Origin of the sequence: Priestia sp. FSL P4-0332 (assembly GCF_038005845.1) — a bacterium.
Lineage (GTDB): Bacteria > Bacillota > Bacilli > Bacillales > Bacillaceae_H > Priestia.
On the sequence record NZ_JBBOUA010000001.1, the window covers coordinates 4,967,490 to 4,984,034 of the forward strand.

Below are 16,545 nucleotides of genomic sequence, written 5' to 3' on the forward strand. Positions count from 1 at the left end.
TCCAAGAGGTCTCTTTTTAATTAATTTTTTAAACGAAGTCCACGAACCATGTTAAGAATTGGCCTATATGTCTTATCAACTAGTCCTATCTTTTCAACAATAATTTCAATGGCTACAAGGAGGATAGCTAGTACAAGAAAAGACCCCCACATTGTTTGTACCTTTGAGAAGATAACTGCCGCTAAACCAAATATCGCACTCATTCCATAAATAATTAAAACCGTTTGTCTATGGCTGTACCCTAAGCGCAACAAGCAATGATGCAAATGAGATTTATCAGGAGCCGATAGCGGTTGATTTTTTACGATTCGGCGAATAATAGCAAAGAACGTATCTGAAATTGGTACCCCTAAAATAATAACTGGAACAATGAAGGAAATAACCGCTACATTTTTAAATCCTAACAGAGACAATACAGAAATCATATAGCCTAAAAACAGTGCTCCTGTATCGCCCATAAAAATCTTAGCGGGGTGAAAGTTGTAAAACAAAAATCCGAGCGTACTTCCCAATACGATGAAACCCATGCTTGTCACAAATACATTGCCCATCATAATAGCCATACCCGAGATGGTAATCAATACAATAGAGGAAACGCCGGCAGCTAATCCATCCAATCCATCAATTAAATTAATAGCATTGGTAATTCCTACAATCCATAATACCGTAATTGGAATACTTAACATTCCGAATTCTAATTTTCCGCCAAACGGCAAGTTAATGAAGTCAATTTGGACTCCACCGTATACAACAACAATTAATGTCGCTACTAGCTGACCGCCTAATTTGATTTTAGCGGATAGCTCAATCATATCATCTAAGACACCGGTAATGATGATAATGATGCTTCCGATTAAAATCGGCAGCGCATATTTACTGTCAGGCTGTAAAACGAGGTATCCAATAAGAAAACTAAAAAATATCGCCAAACCTCCAAGGCGAGGCATAATTTTTTGATGAACTTTTCGTTGATTTGGTTTATCCGTTGCACCTATTTTAAACGCCAGCTTCTTAACCAGCGGAGTGATCAGAATAGATGTAATAAAACAAATAAACAAGGTCAAATATAGCATGGAGACCCTCCTCAGGTTTATGTTAACCAAAACCATAAAAAATGTATCCAACTTTATATAATTGGATAGTATTTCAAATTGTGTATAACAATAATTACTTACTTATTCCCAAAATGGATTATATCACAATGATTCTACTACTTAAATAGAAATTTATTCTCAAAAATTAGCACATTTACAAACTATCAATAGAAAAGAACTGTATTTTTTGGTGTATAAACAGCTGATTTACTTTATTCTTATGTGGTTATTTTATGTAGAACATTTTCTTTACTATACTTTATGAAAATATAAGCGAACTCCCCCCTTTTCGTCTAATTTATTCGTCATCTCTAACTCTTTTTCCTTTTTATTAAGCATATTTAAACCTTTATTTTTATTTCACATGGCCCCACTCATTATATGAACAAACTTTTGACCTATGCATGTCCACTATTTCAAACCACATTCACTGAATCGTTGTCCTTATCTTATATCATTTAAAAGTTAAAATATAGTGAAATGGATAGAGATGAAATTAAACAAAAAAAGGAATTTTATCAAAAAAATGAAACTTTTTTTGATACGCTTCGTAATACATAGTAGGAACAGCATCAATCATCTTACATAAAGGGGGTGTTGAATGAACTATGTTCGGTCTATCTGTTCAAACAGTGTATTTGTATGGATTAATTATCTGCGGAAGTCTCACCTTCTTATACATTTTATTTAGCGATTTGTTAGATGGATTATCTGAAGCGATACCTTTTTTTAACCCCACTCTTCTTTTTTCTTTTTTAACATTCTTTAGTGCCAGTGGATATTTGTTCACCTATACGTCATTGCAAAATTATTGGATTATTTCAATTTCCGCTCTTATTGCCCTTCTACTCGTTATTTTGCTCAACGTTTTTGTATTGATTCCTTTATCATCGGCTGAAGAGTCTCTTGCTTTTACTGAAGATTCGTTAAAAGGAAGACTTGGTACCATTATTACTTCCGTTCCTGCAGATGGTTATGGAGAAGTATTTATCGAAGGCGTTAGCGGCACTATCTCCAAACCCGCAGCCAGCTTTAAAAACACTGCTATACCTTTAGGCAGCAAAGTGCTTGTTGTAGATATACAAAGGGGCAACGCACTCGTTGTGATTTATGAAGAAGTTATGACCAATCACTCATTATAAATAGTATTAGGGGGAGTTTTATGTTTTCAACACCTATATTAGTTGTCGTTGGAATTGTTGTTTTTTTATTAATTGCGCTGATTGCCGTATTTATTACAAAATACCGTACAGCAGGTCCAGATGAAGCGTTAATTGTAACAGGAAGCTATCTGGGAAACAAAAACGTGCACATCGATGAATCCGGAAACCGCATTAAAATTGTTCGCGGCGGCGGTACGTTTGTGCTGCCAGTTTTTCAGCAGGCTGAGCCTCTGAGCTTGCTGTCAAGCAAACTGGAAGTATCTACACCTGAAGTATATACAGAACAAGGTGTTCCTGTTATGGCTGATGGGGTATCAATCATCAAAATTGGAGGTTCTATTTCAGAAATTGCAACGGCCGCTGAGCAGTTTTTAGGCAAAGCAAAAGAAGATCGTGAAACCGAAGCTAGAGAAGTCTTAGAAGGTCACCTTCGCTCGATTCTTGGTTCTATGACGGTAGAAGAAATTTACAAAAACCGTGAAAAATTCTCTCAAGAAGTACAGCGCGTAGCTTCACAAGATCTAGCTAAAATGGGGTTAATTATTGTATCGTTTACAATTAAAGACGTTCGGGATAAGAACGGCTATCTAGAATCTTTAGGGAAACCTCGTATTGCTCAAGTTAAGCGAGATGCTGACATCGCAACAGCGGAAGCTGAAAAAGAAACAAGAATCAAGCGTGCTGAGGCTCATAAAGATGCCCAAAAAGCGGAGCTTGAGCGAAATACAGAAATCGCGGAAGCTGAAAAAATGAATCAGTTAAAAACCGCTGAATATCGTCGCGAACAAGATATTGCCAAAGCTCGTGCTGACCAGGCATATGATCTAGAAACAGCTCGCGCGAAACAAGATGTAACAGAACAAGAAATGCAAATCCGCATTATTGAACGTCAGAAACAAATTGAATTAGAAGAAAAAGAAATTCTTCGTCGTGAGCGTCAATACGATTCTGAAGTAAAAAAGAAAGCTGATGCAGATCGTTACTCTGTTGAGCAATCCGCAGAAGCTGAAAAAGCAAAACAGCTTGCTGAAGCAGACGCCAACAAATATCGAATTGAAGCAATGGCTAAAGCTGAAGCTGAACGCGTTCGAATTGATGGTTTAGCAAAAGCTGAAGCTCAGCGTGCCCAAGGTGAATCTGAAGCTGAGATTATCCGCTTAAAAGGTTTAGCTGAAGCAGAAGCTAAACAAAAAGTAGCTGAAGCATTCGAGCAGTTCGGTCAAGCGGCTATTTTAGATATGATTATCAAGATGCTTCCTGAATATGCAAAACAAGTTGCAAGTCCTTTAGCAAATATCGACAAAATTACGGTTGTGGATACAGGAAGCAACGGTGAAAACAGCGGAGCTAATAAAGTGACTGGCTATGCAACAAACTTAATGTCTTCTCTTCAAGAATCGCTGAAAGCATCCTCAGGTATAGATGTGAAGGAATTGATTGAAAACTTTTCTGGAAAAGGAAATGTGCGACAAAGCTTGCACGAACTAACGGATGAAATCAAGCAACAAAACAAGAAAGAAGATATCTAAAAATAAAAAGCATGCGGACATAATCCGCATGCTTTTTTAACCTCTTAACACTCGGAGAAGAAACCTAGGTAATTCTAACTGACGCTTCCATCTCCATGGTTCTTTTAACAGTCGATAAAGCCACTCTAAACCAAACTTTTGAAAAACAGCAGGTGCTCGGTTCAATCGTCCTGAAATAACATCGAACGAGCCCCCTACGCCTTGATAAACAGAAGGATTGAGTTTCTCTTTATGAGCAATAATCCAATTTTCTTGGGCTGGACTGCCTAAAGCCACAAAAACAATTTCTGCTCCTGAATCATTAATCGTACGTTCAATGACTTCTTCATTTTTTTCGTAGCCATTTAATGTTCCAACAATTAAAATCCCTGGAAACATCTCTTCCAACTTAGCTTTGGCTTCATCTGCAATTCCAGGCTTGGCTCCGTATAAAAAAATTCTTTTACCGTTATTCGTTGCTTCTTTACACAGCTTCAGCATCATATCAATACCCGTTACACGCTCACGAATACGTCCCTTTTTGAGCTTTGAAGCTAAAATCACACCGATTCCATCTGGAATTTGATAAGTCGCTTGATTTAATAGTGACTTTAATTCCCTGTCTTCTTGTGCTTTCATAATTTTTTCAGGGTTGATTGCTACAATAAATGATTTTCGGCCTTTATCTATATCCTGAAGTAACTTTACCGCTAGCTCATCGTACGTGTCGCTACAAACGTCTATTCCTAAGATGTTTTCCTTCATTAAATCACCCGTATGTTGATTTTTTAGTTTTTTACAAACGAAAGACAGGCTGTTCAGCCCGTCTTTTTATAAAGTAGAAACTTTTGAATCACCAAGTAACACTACGTCAAAGCCTGCTGCTTTCCATTGATCACGCTGAATGCAGTTTTTCGTATCAAAAATAACTTTTGTACGCATGTGATTTTCAACAGCTGATGGAAGAAGCTCTTTGAACTCATTATGATCTGTTAAAATAAGAATCACATCCGCATGTGCAACAGCTTCATCCAAACTTTGCGTCTGACGTTCGATTTTATTCTCTTTGATATGAGGATCAAATGCTGTGTAATCAACGCCCAGCTTTTCTAAATGATGAAGTACATCTGTTGATGGACTTTCACGCATATCGTCAATATTTCCTTTAAAAGCTAAACCTAAAACAGCTACACGTCCATGTTGAATGCCCTTTTCATCTAGTAGGCTTTTCGTTTTCAATGCTGTATATTCAGGCATTGAATCATTTGTATGACGAGAAAGAGAAATAATTTTTGCCAGTTCTGGCTGAAGCTCCGTTAAGAACCAAGGGTCAACAGCAATACAGTGGCCGCCTACACCAGGACCTGGTAAATGAATGTTTACACGTGGATGATAGTTCGCTAACTTAATCGCTTCCCACGCATTTACACCAATTTTTTCACTGATTTTTGCCAGCTCATTTGCAAACGCAATGTTCACATCACGATATGTGTTTTCGATTACTTTCACCATTTCAGCTGTTGTAGCATCCGTTACGTGAATATTTCCTTTTACAAATGTTTTATAAAGCTCAACAGTCAAACGACTAGACTCTTCGTTAATACCACCGACAATACGGTCATTATTTACTAGTTCCTCAAATACCTTTCCTGGAATAACGCGTTCAGGTGAATGAGAAACAAATAACTCACTGCCTAATTCTAAACCAGTTTCTTTTAGCACAGGTAGCATAACGTCTTCTACTGTACGCGGAGGAACTGTGGATTCTAAAATTACTAAATTTCCTTTACGAACGTAAGGAACAATCGATTTTGTGGCTTCTCGAACATAGTTCAAGTTTGCCGTTTTATCTTCATTAATTGGTGATGGTACAGCAATAATAAAAATATCCGCCTCTTCAGCTGTTGTGCCTACCGTGAAGTGTCCGTTGTCAACTGCTGATTCTAAACGTTCTTGTAAGCCGTTTTCTTCTATATGAAGTTGCTTATTTTTAATTAATTCTACTGCTTTTTCATTTACGTCGACACCATGTACATATAAGCCGTGATTGGCAAACATAACAGCTGTCGGTAAACCTATATATCCTAAACCAACTACACACAATTTCTTTGTCATTGCAGAAAATCTCCTTTATATGACATGCTTAATAAATAAAACCTATCTGATATTATATCGAAAAATGTCATTTCATGATAGCATTTATATAAAAACATGAAATAATTTCTTTTACTTATTATTATGTAACATTTTATGAGAATTCATCAATAAATGATATAACCATCTTTTGTACAACGATCTCTAACCCAAAAGAACTATTGAAAATCTCCTTGATTCCCAATAGTTCCCTAGTAAATATATTTTACATATGCCCTTCTTTTTCGACAATTTCTCTAAAATAGCTCACTAACTCTTCTCGCAGCGGTTCTCTTTGCAGAGCTAAATCAATTGTTGCTTTAATGAATCCAAATTTATCTCCAACATCATAACGTTTTCCTTCGAAATAATAAGCAAGAACACGTTGAAATTCATTCAGACGTAAAATAGCATCTGTTAATTGAATTTCTCCTCCTGCGCCAATCTCTTCTCTACTTAAAATATCAAAAATTTCTGGTGTTAAAATATAGCGCCCCATAATTGCATAGCCTGAAGGGGCCTCTTCTGGATTCGGTTTTTCAACGAGCGTTTCTACGTCTAATAATCCTTTTTCAAGAGGCTCTCCTTTAGGACCTACAATTCCGTACTTTGAAGTTTCTTTCCTAGGCACCTCCTGTACACCAACTACAGCGCATTCATATTTTTCGTATACGTCCATTAACTGTTTCAAACAAGGTGTTTCTGATTGAACTACATCATCGCCTAGCATAACAGCAAAAGGTTCATCTCCGATAAAACTTCTTGCACAGTGAATGGCATGACCTAATCCTTTGGGTTCCTTTTGACGAATGTAGTGAACATTAGCCAAATTCGAAATCCCCTGCACTTCTTCGAGCATGTCCCACTTTTCCTTTGCGGCTAATGTTTCTTCTAACTCATATGATTTATCAAAATGATCTTCGATTGCTCGTTTTCCGCGACCGCTTACAATTAAAATATCTTCAATACCTGATGCTACTGCTTCTTCCACAATGTATTGAATCGTTGGTTTATCTACAATTGGCAGCATTTCTTTAGGCTGTGCTTTTGTAGCCGGCAAAAAGCGTGTCCCTAATCCAGCTGCTGGAATAATAGCTTTACGAATTTTCACTTACTTTTCCTCCTGTCAATGTCAATCGTGCTTATTGGTTATAGTATAGTAAGTCTGCGATTGAGTATGTACACAAAGTCATGTTGAGTCCATTTCTTTTTATAAAGAGTCATGTTGGATTCTGCTTTATCATAACAAAAGATTTTGTATAATTCTATTTTTATCATTTATAATGAAAAGAAAATTAATCACTTATAAATATAATTTTATGCTCCATTTATGTATAGAAAGGAATGGGATTATGAGTTCGTTTTCAGATCACTTACAGCACCAATTTATACATCATTTCCCGTACAGTGATGCAAGCTATCGTACGAATGCCCAAGCAGGATTAGACCTTTACCGTACCCATTCATTCTTCATTTTGCACAATGATGAACAGATATTAAACGTTAAAATCGATTCGTTTTATGTTGAACTAAACAAGCAGCTGCTCCCTGAAAGTACCTGTTCTTGTCAGCATAACGGATTTTGTGAACACTGCTTTGCAGCGTTTTTTTATATGTATTCATTAATAGAACCGCTTGCGCCCCTATTCAAAGAATGGCGAAATCATGAAAAAGCAGCTTTGACTATGCTATCTGCCAAACAAGTGTTAAAAAAGCCGAAGGCAACTTTTCAAGAGTGGAGACAAACTTTTGAGGAGCAGTATACGCTTTTTATGCAGGGGCGGAACGAAAATGACCGTTCCATTTATCACGAATATTATCAGTACTATTACCGTGCTTTAGTGAAAAAGGCTCCTGAGCACCCATTGCTTTATGCTTTATTTTGTATGTATGGAGCGGTCCATACATTCTATAAACTATCAGCTCAATTACAGGCACATCAGCTTTCTACTAACATCGAGGAATCATTTGTATATAGTCACGTCTACAAAATAACAAATGAAATTTATGCTACCGCTGATTCATTAAAGCAAACGAAATACGATGGAGATGCATTATCTATTATAGAGGACAGCATTCCATACATCCGAGAATTATTGCATAAAGATATGCCTTTACAATACGAACGTATTGAGATTTATCGCGTTATTTGGCAAAAAGTCTTCACGTTAGAAAAGTGGCGAAAAACTGAGGAAAGCGAATTAAAAGCCAAGCACGTTTCTTTTATAAACAATACAGCTCTTTCCTATCTTTTATTCCTTCAAGAAAAAGATGGCGAAGCAAAAGAACGTTTGAGCGATGAAACACTACAAATGATTCCCTATCTTATTCCTTGGTTAAATGATTTATTGCACGAAAAAGAAACTGACCGCTTTGCTCAGTGGGGCTCTTATATAATGGCCTATATAGGAGATTACGTACGCACCGTTCCGACTACTTATCAAGGAAGCCGAAACATGGTCTCCATGATTGTAAATTTATTTCAGCACTATAAAGACTTAACGAACGATCAAACTTTGTATACTGAAGCATTACAAACATTACTTCCCTATAGTTTTATTGAATACAGTGATTTTCTATATGCTTCTGACCAATTGAAAAAGTGGGTTGAATTACAGGTGCTTCTTCAATATGACAGCATCAAATATGACGAGCAAACGATAGAAGCCTTAAAACAAAAAGATGAAAAGCTGGTTATTCCTCTTTATCATCAAATGATTTCAAAGCTGATTTATGAAAAAAAGAAAAGCAGTTATCAAGAAGCCTATATCTACTTACAAGAATTAAAGAGACTTTATCTACAAATGAATCGCTCTCTACTATGGGAACATTATATGGAAGAATTAGCGATAAAAACGAAGAAACAGCGCGCGTTTCAACAACTATTAGAAAAAGGAGATTTACTGAATGTTTGATTTGTTTCATTTAACACTTGAAGTCGAACCTGTACACGGTGACTTTTTTCTCTACTGTGTATCACCTAGCGGCCAAATTTTGCTCCCTGATACATGGAAAGATGCGCTGTTTCTATGGCATGAACAGACCTATTACGGAAGCGAAGCTACACAGGTTGAGATTAATGGAAAAAAAGGAATTCTTCTTTCTGCATGGCAAATGTTCACTTTCATACAACTACCTATTCAACAGCATGTGTTGAAACCGGCTTTGTCCGCTTCAGCGGAAGCTTATCAGCAAATTGCAGTCGATATGACAAAGAGGATTATCCAAGGGAAATTTCATTCTCTTCCTTTAAAAAAACAAATGACTGGATCGCTTTCACAAGCTGATGAGCAAGAGTGGCGAGCACAAATTAAAGAGAGCCTGTTAAAAAAAGAAGGAAAGGACTTTTTAATAAGCATAGAAGGCGAGAGCTATAATCCTCCCTTTGACCTTTCATTGCGTATTGTAGAGCCAACGACCGATGGAGATGTATGGACGGCTGAAACATTCGTGATTCCCCACGATGAAGCCAAAGAACCTTTTATACTGGGAAGAACGCTTCCTAAAGAGTGGAACCACTACGAATCATATATCGCTTACGAACACGAACGATGGAAAGCATTGGCTCCTACTTTATACCAAAAAGGCGCGTTTATTCAGTCTGTCCTAACAGATGAGGAAGTATGGGAATTTCTAACTCAAGATAGTCCAGCATTGATTAAACAAGGTGTCTCTATCCATTTGCCAAGCTGGTGGGAATCATTAAAAAAAGCCACCATCAAAGTATCTGGCGCTATAGAAAATACTTCATCTGCATTGTTTGGTAAGCAAGCTATCAGCAGCTTCCGCTGGTCATTTTCTATTGGCGATCAAACTTTCTCAGAAGAAGAGTTTCGGAAATTAGTCGAACAAAAACGCCGATTATTATCTATTAACGGACAGTGGATTCAACTGGATTCTAGATTAATTAAACAAGCGCAGAAAATTGTTAAAGAAGCTAGTAAAAAAGGCGTCTCAATTCATGAAATTTTAAAAACGAAGCTAACCTACATGGCAGACAGTAAAACCGATGAAGAAGAGGTAAAAGTTGAGTTCCAACTCCCCGCTTCCTTTCAATCATTTATTACATCCTTAACGGATTTAGAACGGCTGCCGGAAGTGCTGCCTCCCTCTGAATTTAAAGGTGCATTAAGACCTTATCAGCAGCAAGGTTTGAATTGGCTCATGTTTTTGAGAAAGTTTAACTTAGGAGGATGTCTAGCAGATGACATGGGGCTAGGTAAAACCATTCAATTAATTGGTTATTTAACAAATATTCATCAGTTACATAGCTCTCCTTCTCTTATCGTTTGCCCAACTTCTTTAATTGGAAACTGGGAAAAAGAATTACAGAAATTTGCCCCTTCTCTTCGTGTTCATGTTCATTACGGGCCGAAAAGAACCAACGGATACGCATTTGAGAAGATATGTGAAAGTACTGACGTTGTGATCACGACTTATCAAGTTGCTCTTTTGGATGTCGAATTGTTGAAAGGGTTTATGTGGAACAGCATTTCCTTAGACGAAGCACAACATGTTAAAAACCCGCAGACTAAACAGGCGAGAGCCATCCGTCAGTTGCAAGGAAGACACAAAATTGCGCTTACTGGAACTCCAATTGAAAACCGTCTGCTGGAACTATGGTCATTATTTGAATTCATCAATCCTGGTTACTTAGGAACAATCAATTCATTTAAAAACCGATTTGTAGCAGGCATTGAAAAAGGCGAGAAACCTGAACGAACTGTTGAGCTTAAAGCACTCATTCAGCCTTTCTTATTGAGAAGAACAAAACAAGATAAAAACATCGCCCGCTCACTGCCTGATAAACAAGAACAAAAAGAATATATCCCGCTGACAGCGGAACAAGCTTCACTTTACCAAGAGCTAGTTCAAGGAATGCTTCAAGAAACAGAGGAAAAAACAGGATTTGAACGAAAAGGCATGATTTTGCAAACACTAAATAAGCTAAAATTATTATGCAATCATCCAGCTTTGTACTTAAAGGAAAGTGCAGCTAAACAAACGGTACGGCGATCTCATAAAAGTGAAAAAATTATTGAACTCGTAGAGAGCATTCGCACACAGCAAGAAAGCTGTTTAATCTTTACTCAGTATATTGAAACAGGACTCATGCTGCAAAGAACCTTAGAAAAAGAAATCAACGAGCCGGTTTTATTCCTTCACGGAAGTTTGTCAAAAGAACAACGAGATGCGATGGTTGCTCAATTTCAAGCAAGGAAAAAAGCCATCTTTATCCTTTCTCTTCGCGCAGGTGGAACTGGATTGAATTTAACAGCTGCAAATCACGTTATTCATTTTGACCGATGGTGGAACCCTGCCGTTGAAAACCAAGCAACCGATCGCGCCCATCGAATTGGGCAGAATAAATTTGTTCATGTTCATAAGTTTATTACAAGAGGAACGATTGAAGAAAAAATTGATGAAGTGATGAATCAAAAACAACATCTAAACAATGAACTCATCCAAGGAGATCAATGGGTAACAGAACTTTCTAATAAAGAACTACAAGAGCTTCTTGCATACAGAAATGAATAAGAAAAATTATAAAATGTGTTACAACGTTACTAAAAAGAGGACTTTTTTACTTGTCCTCTTTTTTTATTAGATCATTCGACACAAAAAAATAAGTGCAAATCATTCTCCAGCTACTGATAAAGATACAAAAAGCGCAATAAATAGCGTTTTTTGTATAAAAAGGTATTTTTATAGCGAAAAAGACCCTTTACTTTCTCTTTAAATTCCAGCATATTTATACATATAATATTTTTGTAATTTAATAGACATATTGGAAAAATAAATACGAAACATTTACATAATTAGGGGGATTTATTAATGAAAAAAAGGCAGCTCGCTTTATCTCTAGGCGCCATTGTTGGCGGGACATTCTTATATCAAGCTTCAGCTGAAGCATCTGCTTCAACTGTTCAAGTGAAAGCTGGAGATACACTTTGGTCATTATCTACCAAATACCATACAACGGTAGAAGCTTTAAAAAGCGTAAATAAGTTATCTTCAAATACAATTCACATAGGACAAACGTTATCTATTCCTTCCGCTTCAACCTCTCAACCATCTAATAAGGAAGAAAAGCCTTCAGCTCCTGCTACTGGTTCGACCTATAAAGTTCAAAGCGGCGATACCCTTTGGAAAGTTGCTACTCGTTTTAATATGAACGTAGAAGAATTAAAACGTTTGAACGCTCTTTCTTCTAACATTATTTACATTAACCAAACGTTAAAAGTAAATGGAAGCAATAGCGCATCGACTCCAACTACGAGTAAACCAGCAGAAACTCCTTCTAAGGATGCAAACGGAACTTACAAAGTTCAGCGTGGAGATAGCCTATCTAAAATAGCTTCGACATTTCACATGAGCGTCAGTGAGCTAAAACAAATAAACGGATTAACGTCTAATACGATTTATGTAAATCAACAATTAAAGGTATCAAAAAGCAGCCAAACAACTACGCCAACAACAAAACCAAGTACATCCACACCTTCAACTTCTAACGGAACATTAAATGTATCGCAAATGATTTCAGATGCAAAACGTTATATAGGTGTTCCTTACAAATGGGGTGGCACAACTCCTTCTGGTTTTGACTGCAGCGGATTCATTTATTACGTAATGAAACAACAAATTTCTACAACGCGCTATACGACAGCTGGTTATTGGAGTGTATCAACACCTGTCAGTAATCCACAGCCTGGAGACTTAGTGTTTTTTAATACATATTCTAGCGGTCCTACACATATGGGCATTTACCTCGGTAATCGTCAATTTATTCATGCTGGATCTTCTACGGGTGTAACCATCGCAAGCTTAGATAACAGCTACTGGAGCAAGCGCTACTTAGGGGCAAAAAGATTTTCTAAATAATTGATAGAAGCTGAAACAAAAGTATTTTAGTTGGAGGAAGATCCGAACGAGTTTGATTCTTGATGGAGAATCAAACTCGTTCGGATTTTTTCATTGGTAGGGTGGACGTAGGTTTCATATATGTAGGTTCTTCTAGCTGTTGAGCGGAGGGCAAAGCGAAGACTCCTGCGGGAAAAGCAGAATAGATGAGACCGCGCGCAAGTGAAGAGGAGGCTCATAGGCCGTCCGCGGAAAGCGAATCCTTGCACGGAAATCAACAGTGGTGTAACAAGTGATCCATACTAGCTCACCCCATTTGTTTGTCTTTAGATTGCATTAATTCAGTTATGTCTCAACCTCTTATATACAGCAAAAAAACCGTTAAATGATTTAACGGCTGAAATAGAGGAATAGTTCGGGGGTAGTGAATACTTTAGTTTTCTCTCTTGAGAACATAGAAAGAGCCTTGCTCTTAAAAAGGATCTATCTTCTATTATGATAGATAAGAGGAATTAAAACCTTAGCTGAACTAATCACCCCCTTTCATACTAGATAACTTTATTCTTCTTGTTGATTTGAATCAAATGAAGAAAAACCGGATGGCTTTCCACTTAAAAACTTAACAGCATCAGCCACAACGTCGGTCATATATACTCGTTGCTGAAGATTATTTTCAAATGTGCGCGTTTGTACACGCCCTACCACACCTACAACCGCTCCTTTATCACAGTAAGCAGCCGTATTTTCTGCATTTTTTCTCCACAGAGTAATGTTGACAAAATCAGCATCATATTCACCTTCAACATTTCGAAACGTTCGATTAATTGCTAAAGTAATAGTAGATACTGCAATCCCTTCATGGGTATATCGAAGCTCAGGTTTTTTTGTCAGTCTTCCTACAAGAACAATATGGTTAATCATAGTCTACCACTCCAACTGATTGAATAATGGGAATCTTTAAGCTCATTCATGTTATAATATGGATAACCTACTATTTACGTAAAGGAGGAAACATCAATGAAAACATTTAAACTTGTGTCATTTCAATTGGTTGATGATCAAGAAAAGCGTCAGTCTGTCTCACTAACTAATGGCCTTATTATTAATAAAGAAGACGGCGAAAATAACTGGATTTTAGAAGCAGTTATCGATAAGAAATGGTACGATGAATTTCATGTTTTGTTGAAAGATAAACAAAAAATGACGGTAGAAGCTAAAATTACGAAAGAAACAAATGATCCGGCTACCTTTATAGCTACCGTGGCTTCCATTACTTCAATTGGTGAAAATCGTATTAGTTTGTTGATGAAAGGTGTTTTAAAAGAACGGAGACTTCATTATGCTGAAATGCTCTTAGAGGATTTAATTAACCAAGGGTTATCAGGTCAAGATTTACTTCAACAGTTCAAACTGCAGCTTCGAAACAGACCGATAAAAAGTACATCTAAAAAATAAGTCAAGTCATCTCAAGGTGTCTGGATTTAAAAGAGAGGATTATTGTTTGCGGTCTTTTTCGTTGGTCCATGAGAAGGGTAAAGAAAAGAGAACTCACTGGAGAGGTACCTTTCTTTTTTTCCTAAAAATAAATGAGCACAACTAGAGCGTTTGAAGCGATTATCTCTTATGCGAGCGCCTTGCCTTTTCAAATAAAAATTTGTCATTTTTTCACTCCTTTTTCTTTGTAATTCGTATATTAATGCATTTTTCCCCGTTATTCAACCATTTTTTTCAATATACCGAACAAAAAATAGGATTTTTTTACTATAAAAACCTCTATTTTTGTTCTTTTTTTTATATCCATGCAGAAAAATGAATCTTTTTAGAGAAAAAAAAGAAATAAAAACAGGTTTTATTCCCTTTATTGCAGAAGGTAAAGTGTATATGTTTCATATTGTGCGAATTCAGCATGTTACAAAGAACATGAACTACATTCGAACAATAAGACATATACTTATCTTTACGAAATCAGGTGATGCATATGAAGGATTTTGGAGAAAGAATTAAACATTTCAGACTAAAAGGAGGATTTTCACAAGAAGAATTAGCAAATCAGTTGAATGTTTCTCGTACAACTATTTCAAAATGGGAATGTTCGAAACAAACGCCTTCCATTTTTGATTTTCTATCTCTATGTAATTGTTTTCAAATTACGCTGGACCAACTTATTGAGCCTTCCTCTTATAAACAAGATCATTTACATGACTTCCAACTTCTTTACTTAACAAGAAAATGTGAATCGGATTCACACGACGAGACCATTTTAACCCTCATAGATAAACAGCCCTTATTGAAACATGTGCTCTTACAATTTTCATCTCTGTCACCAACACTTCAAAAAGAGTTGCTAATGGATATTATACCTTTATTAAAGAAACTTTTTTCTGCTTTGCAGCGTCAATAAAAAAAGCTGCATCAGCAGCTCTTATGTACTATTCTTTTTTATCGCCTAAAGCAAACATAATATCTGTTTCGCAGACTAACTCTCCATCTACAGTTGCGATACCTTTTCCTTTGCCAATAGATCCACGCGCACGTACAATTTCAACCTCTAAACGCAGTTGATCACCAGGTCTTACTTGCTTTTTAAAACGGCAGTTGTCAATGCCTGCAAAAAATGCTAAACGTCCTTGATTTTCTTCTTTTTTTAGCATAGCTACTGCTCCTACCTGAGCCAAAGCTTCTACAATTAAAACCCCTGGCATCACAGGATAGTCAGGGAAATGCCCGTTAAAAAATTCTTCATTGGCAGATACGTTTTTTAAACCAACTGCTTTTTTTCCCTCTTCCACTTCTAAAATGCGATCGACCAATAAAAATGGATATCGATGTGGAATAATTTCTTTAATTTGTTCAATATCAAGCATAAATAAGTCTCCTTTCAAACCGCATGTAACATACGATACTATTATCAATATACAGAATGCTCAATTGAGAAGCAACTACTGGCTTAGGCTCTGATTCCATTAACCAAGCCCATCATTTGATCTGCAATTGAAATAGAGCGGGAATTAAATTGATACGCACGTTGAGCAATGGACATATCAGTAAGTTCTTTACTCAAATCTACATTTGATTGTTCCAATTTCCCTTGCTCTACGCCTGCTGTTTCTCGAGCTTTTCCAGTCAAATCTGTAAACATATTCGGTTGGTTCATCCCTGCTCGAAAGGCAAATAGATTTTCTCCTTTAGCTTCTAGCACCTGCGGCTTTTGGACATTTGTTAACCCAAGTGTAAACTGGTCAACGCCCGTATTCGTAGTAACCGTTATCGTTCCACTTCCATCAATTTGTATATCTTTGAACGCGTTATTGAAAATAATAGCTTGACCATTTTCCCCCAGCACATCCTGACCAGAACCGTTTACTAATTTAACATCGTTCGGGCCTTCAGGGCTAAGATGAAAAGAACCATCTCGCGTATACTGTACAGGCTGTTGGGAATCGTTTACGGCAACTTGAAAATAAACGTTTGGATTTGAGGCAGCTACATCTAATAGTTTATCTGTATTCTGAAAAGCACCCTGCGTCATATTCAAGCTCGTTTGATCTAAATAAGCGCCTGTGCCTTGCCGAATTCCGGCTGGCGTAAGCCGCTTTTCTGTTCCCTTATCTTCTTGATTGTTTACTTGTTGATACAGCATATCATTAAATGAAGCATCTCTCGCTTTATATCCTGGCGTATTTGTATTAGATAGATTATGACCAATGACATCAAGCTGCTGCTGCAGCTGTCCCATCGTATTGGCCGCTGTTATCATTGTACGGTTCATCCTTCTCATCTCCCCCG

Annotated in this window: 14 protein-coding genes; 7 read left to right on the forward strand and 7 right to left on the reverse strand. The window is 37.0% G+C overall.

Annotated features, from left to right (window positions below; genetic code table 11):
* Nucleotides 1-20: 20 nt before the first annotated feature.
* Nucleotides 21-1,073, reverse strand: a complete 1,053-nt coding sequence (locus MKY06_RS26085) for a glycosyltransferase family 4 protein (RefSeq protein WP_013059776.1) — start codon at nt 1,071-1,073, stop codon at nt 21-23.
* A 629-nt stretch (nt 1,074-1,702) separates the two neighbouring features.
* Here MKY06_RS26085 and MKY06_RS26090 point away from each other — a divergent pair.
* Both MKY06_RS26090 and MKY06_RS26095 read left to right on the forward strand, forming a co-directional pair.
* Nucleotides 1,703-2,236 (forward strand): NfeD family protein, encoded by a 534-nt coding sequence (locus tag MKY06_RS26090; protein WP_013059777.1) that lies wholly within the window; start codon nt 1,703-1,705, stop codon nt 2,234-2,236.
* A 20-nt stretch (nt 2,237-2,256) separates the two neighbouring features.
* Nucleotides 2,257-3,786: a flotillin family protein gene (locus tag MKY06_RS26095; protein ID WP_013059778.1), complete on the forward strand. Its 1,530-nt coding sequence runs from the start codon at nt 2,257-2,259 to the stop codon at nt 3,784-3,786.
* A gap of 36 nt (nt 3,787-3,822) precedes the next feature.
* Here the strand turns inward: MKY06_RS26095 and MKY06_RS26100 are convergent, their stop codons facing one another.
* From MKY06_RS26100 to galU, 3 genes are all read right to left on the reverse strand, one after another.
* Nucleotides 3,823-4,530, reverse strand: coding sequence for a WecB/TagA/CpsF family glycosyltransferase (locus tag MKY06_RS26100; RefSeq protein WP_013059779.1), 708 nt, complete (start codon nt 4,528-4,530; stop codon nt 3,823-3,825).
* Between the two features lie 66 nt (nt 4,531-4,596).
* A complete protein-coding gene (locus tag MKY06_RS26105; RefSeq protein ID WP_013059780.1) occupies nt 4,597-5,880 on the reverse strand; it encodes a nucleotide sugar dehydrogenase in 1,284 nt (427 codons plus the stop codon).
* A gap of 244 nt (nt 5,881-6,124) precedes the next feature.
* Nucleotides 6,125-7,009: a UTP--glucose-1-phosphate uridylyltransferase GalU gene (gene galU / locus MKY06_RS26110; protein WP_029319374.1), complete on the reverse strand. Its 885-nt coding sequence runs from the start codon at nt 7,007-7,009 to the stop codon at nt 6,125-6,127.
* Nucleotides 7,010-7,250: 241 nt separating this feature from the next.
* Between galU and MKY06_RS26115 the strand changes: the two genes are divergently transcribed.
* The 3 genes from MKY06_RS26115 (at nt 7,251) to MKY06_RS26125 (ending at nt 12,780) form a co-directional block, all read left to right on the forward strand.
* A complete protein-coding gene (locus MKY06_RS26115; protein WP_098277599.1) occupies nt 7,251-8,813 on the forward strand; it encodes a replication initiation protein in 1,563 nt (520 codons plus the stop codon).
* Entirely contained in the window at nt 8,806-11,436 is a 2,631-nt protein-coding gene (locus MKY06_RS26120; protein ID WP_064472198.1) for a DEAD/DEAH box helicase, read from the forward strand. The genes MKY06_RS26115 and MKY06_RS26120 overlap by 8 nt, the downstream gene beginning before the upstream one ends.
* 297 nt (nt 11,437-11,733) lie before the next feature.
* Nucleotides 11,734-12,780, forward strand: a complete 1,047-nt coding sequence (locus MKY06_RS26125; RefSeq protein ID WP_063670706.1) for a C40 family peptidase — start codon at nt 11,734-11,736, stop codon at nt 12,778-12,780.
* A 537-nt stretch (nt 12,781-13,317) separates the two neighbouring features.
* On the opposite strand, the gene ssb is transcribed toward MKY06_RS26125, so the two are convergent.
* Nucleotides 13,318-13,680: a single-stranded DNA-binding protein gene (gene ssb / locus MKY06_RS26130; RefSeq protein WP_016765913.1), complete on the reverse strand. Its 363-nt coding sequence runs from the start codon at nt 13,678-13,680 to the stop codon at nt 13,318-13,320.
* Nucleotides 13,681-13,776: 96 nt separating this feature from the next.
* Between ssb and MKY06_RS26135 the strand changes: the two genes are divergently transcribed.
* Both MKY06_RS26135 and MKY06_RS26140 read left to right on the forward strand, forming a co-directional pair.
* Nucleotides 13,777-14,214 (forward strand): YwpF-like family protein, encoded by a 438-nt coding sequence (locus tag MKY06_RS26135; protein WP_014457773.1) that lies wholly within the window; start codon nt 13,777-13,779, stop codon nt 14,212-14,214.
* Nucleotides 14,215-14,737: 523 nt separating this feature from the next.
* Nucleotides 14,738-15,160 (forward strand): helix-turn-helix domain-containing protein, encoded by a 423-nt coding sequence (locus tag MKY06_RS26140; RefSeq protein ID WP_013059787.1) that lies wholly within the window; start codon nt 14,738-14,740, stop codon nt 15,158-15,160.
* A gap of 28 nt (nt 15,161-15,188) precedes the next feature.
* Here the strand turns inward: MKY06_RS26140 and fabZ are convergent, their stop codons facing one another.
* Nucleotides 15,189-15,623, reverse strand: a complete 435-nt coding sequence (gene fabZ / locus MKY06_RS26145) for a 3-hydroxyacyl-ACP dehydratase FabZ (protein ID WP_013059788.1) — start codon at nt 15,621-15,623, stop codon at nt 15,189-15,191.
* An 83-nt stretch (nt 15,624-15,706) separates the two neighbouring features.
* On the reverse strand, nt 15,707-16,528 hold the full coding sequence (locus tag MKY06_RS26150) for a flagellar hook-basal body protein (protein ID WP_098277600.1): 822 nt from the start codon (nt 16,526-16,528) through the stop codon (nt 15,707-15,709).
* Nucleotides 16,529-16,545: the final 17 nt, after the last annotated feature.

What these genes read in the sequence shown, in the direction of transcription:
- MKY06_RS26140 (WP_013059787.1), top strand. Translation starts at nt 14,738, where the DNA reads ATGAAGGATTTTGGAGAAAGAATTAAACATTTCAGACTAAAAGGAGGA.
- ssb (WP_016765913.1), bottom strand. Translation starts at nt 13,680, where the DNA reads ATGATTAACCATATTGTTCTTGTAGGAAGACTGACAAAAAAACCTGAG.
- MKY06_RS26115 (WP_098277599.1), top strand. Translation starts at nt 7,251, where the DNA reads ATGAGTTCGTTTTCAGATCACTTACAGCACCAATTTATACATCATTTC.
- MKY06_RS26105 (WP_013059780.1), bottom strand. Translation starts at nt 5,880, where the DNA reads ATGACAAAGAAATTGTGTGTAGTTGGTTTAGGATATATAGGTTTACCG.
- MKY06_RS26085 (WP_013059776.1), bottom strand. Translation starts at nt 1,073, where the DNA reads ATGCTATATTTGACCTTGTTTATTTGTTTTATTACATCTATTCTGATC.
- MKY06_RS26120 (WP_064472198.1), top strand. Translation starts at nt 8,806, where the DNA reads ATGTTTGATTTGTTTCATTTAACACTTGAAGTCGAACCTGTACACGGT.
- MKY06_RS26150 (WP_098277600.1), bottom strand. Translation starts at nt 16,528, where the DNA reads ATGAACCGTACAATGATAACAGCGGCCAATACGATGGGACAGCTGCAG.
- MKY06_RS26125 (WP_063670706.1), top strand. Translation starts at nt 11,734, where the DNA reads ATGAAAAAAAGGCAGCTCGCTTTATCTCTAGGCGCCATTGTTGGCGGG.
- MKY06_RS26135 (WP_014457773.1), top strand. Translation starts at nt 13,777, where the DNA reads ATGAAAACATTTAAACTTGTGTCATTTCAATTGGTTGATGATCAAGAA.
- MKY06_RS26090 (WP_013059777.1), top strand. Translation starts at nt 1,703, where the DNA reads ATGTTCGGTCTATCTGTTCAAACAGTGTATTTGTATGGATTAATTATC.
- fabZ (WP_013059788.1), bottom strand. Translation starts at nt 15,623, where the DNA reads ATGCTTGATATTGAACAAATTAAAGAAATTATTCCACATCGATATCCA.
- MKY06_RS26095 (WP_013059778.1), top strand. Translation starts at nt 2,257, where the DNA reads ATGTTTTCAACACCTATATTAGTTGTCGTTGGAATTGTTGTTTTTTTA.
- MKY06_RS26100 (WP_013059779.1), bottom strand. Translation starts at nt 4,530, where the DNA reads ATGAAGGAAAACATCTTAGGAATAGACGTTTGTAGCGACACGTACGAT.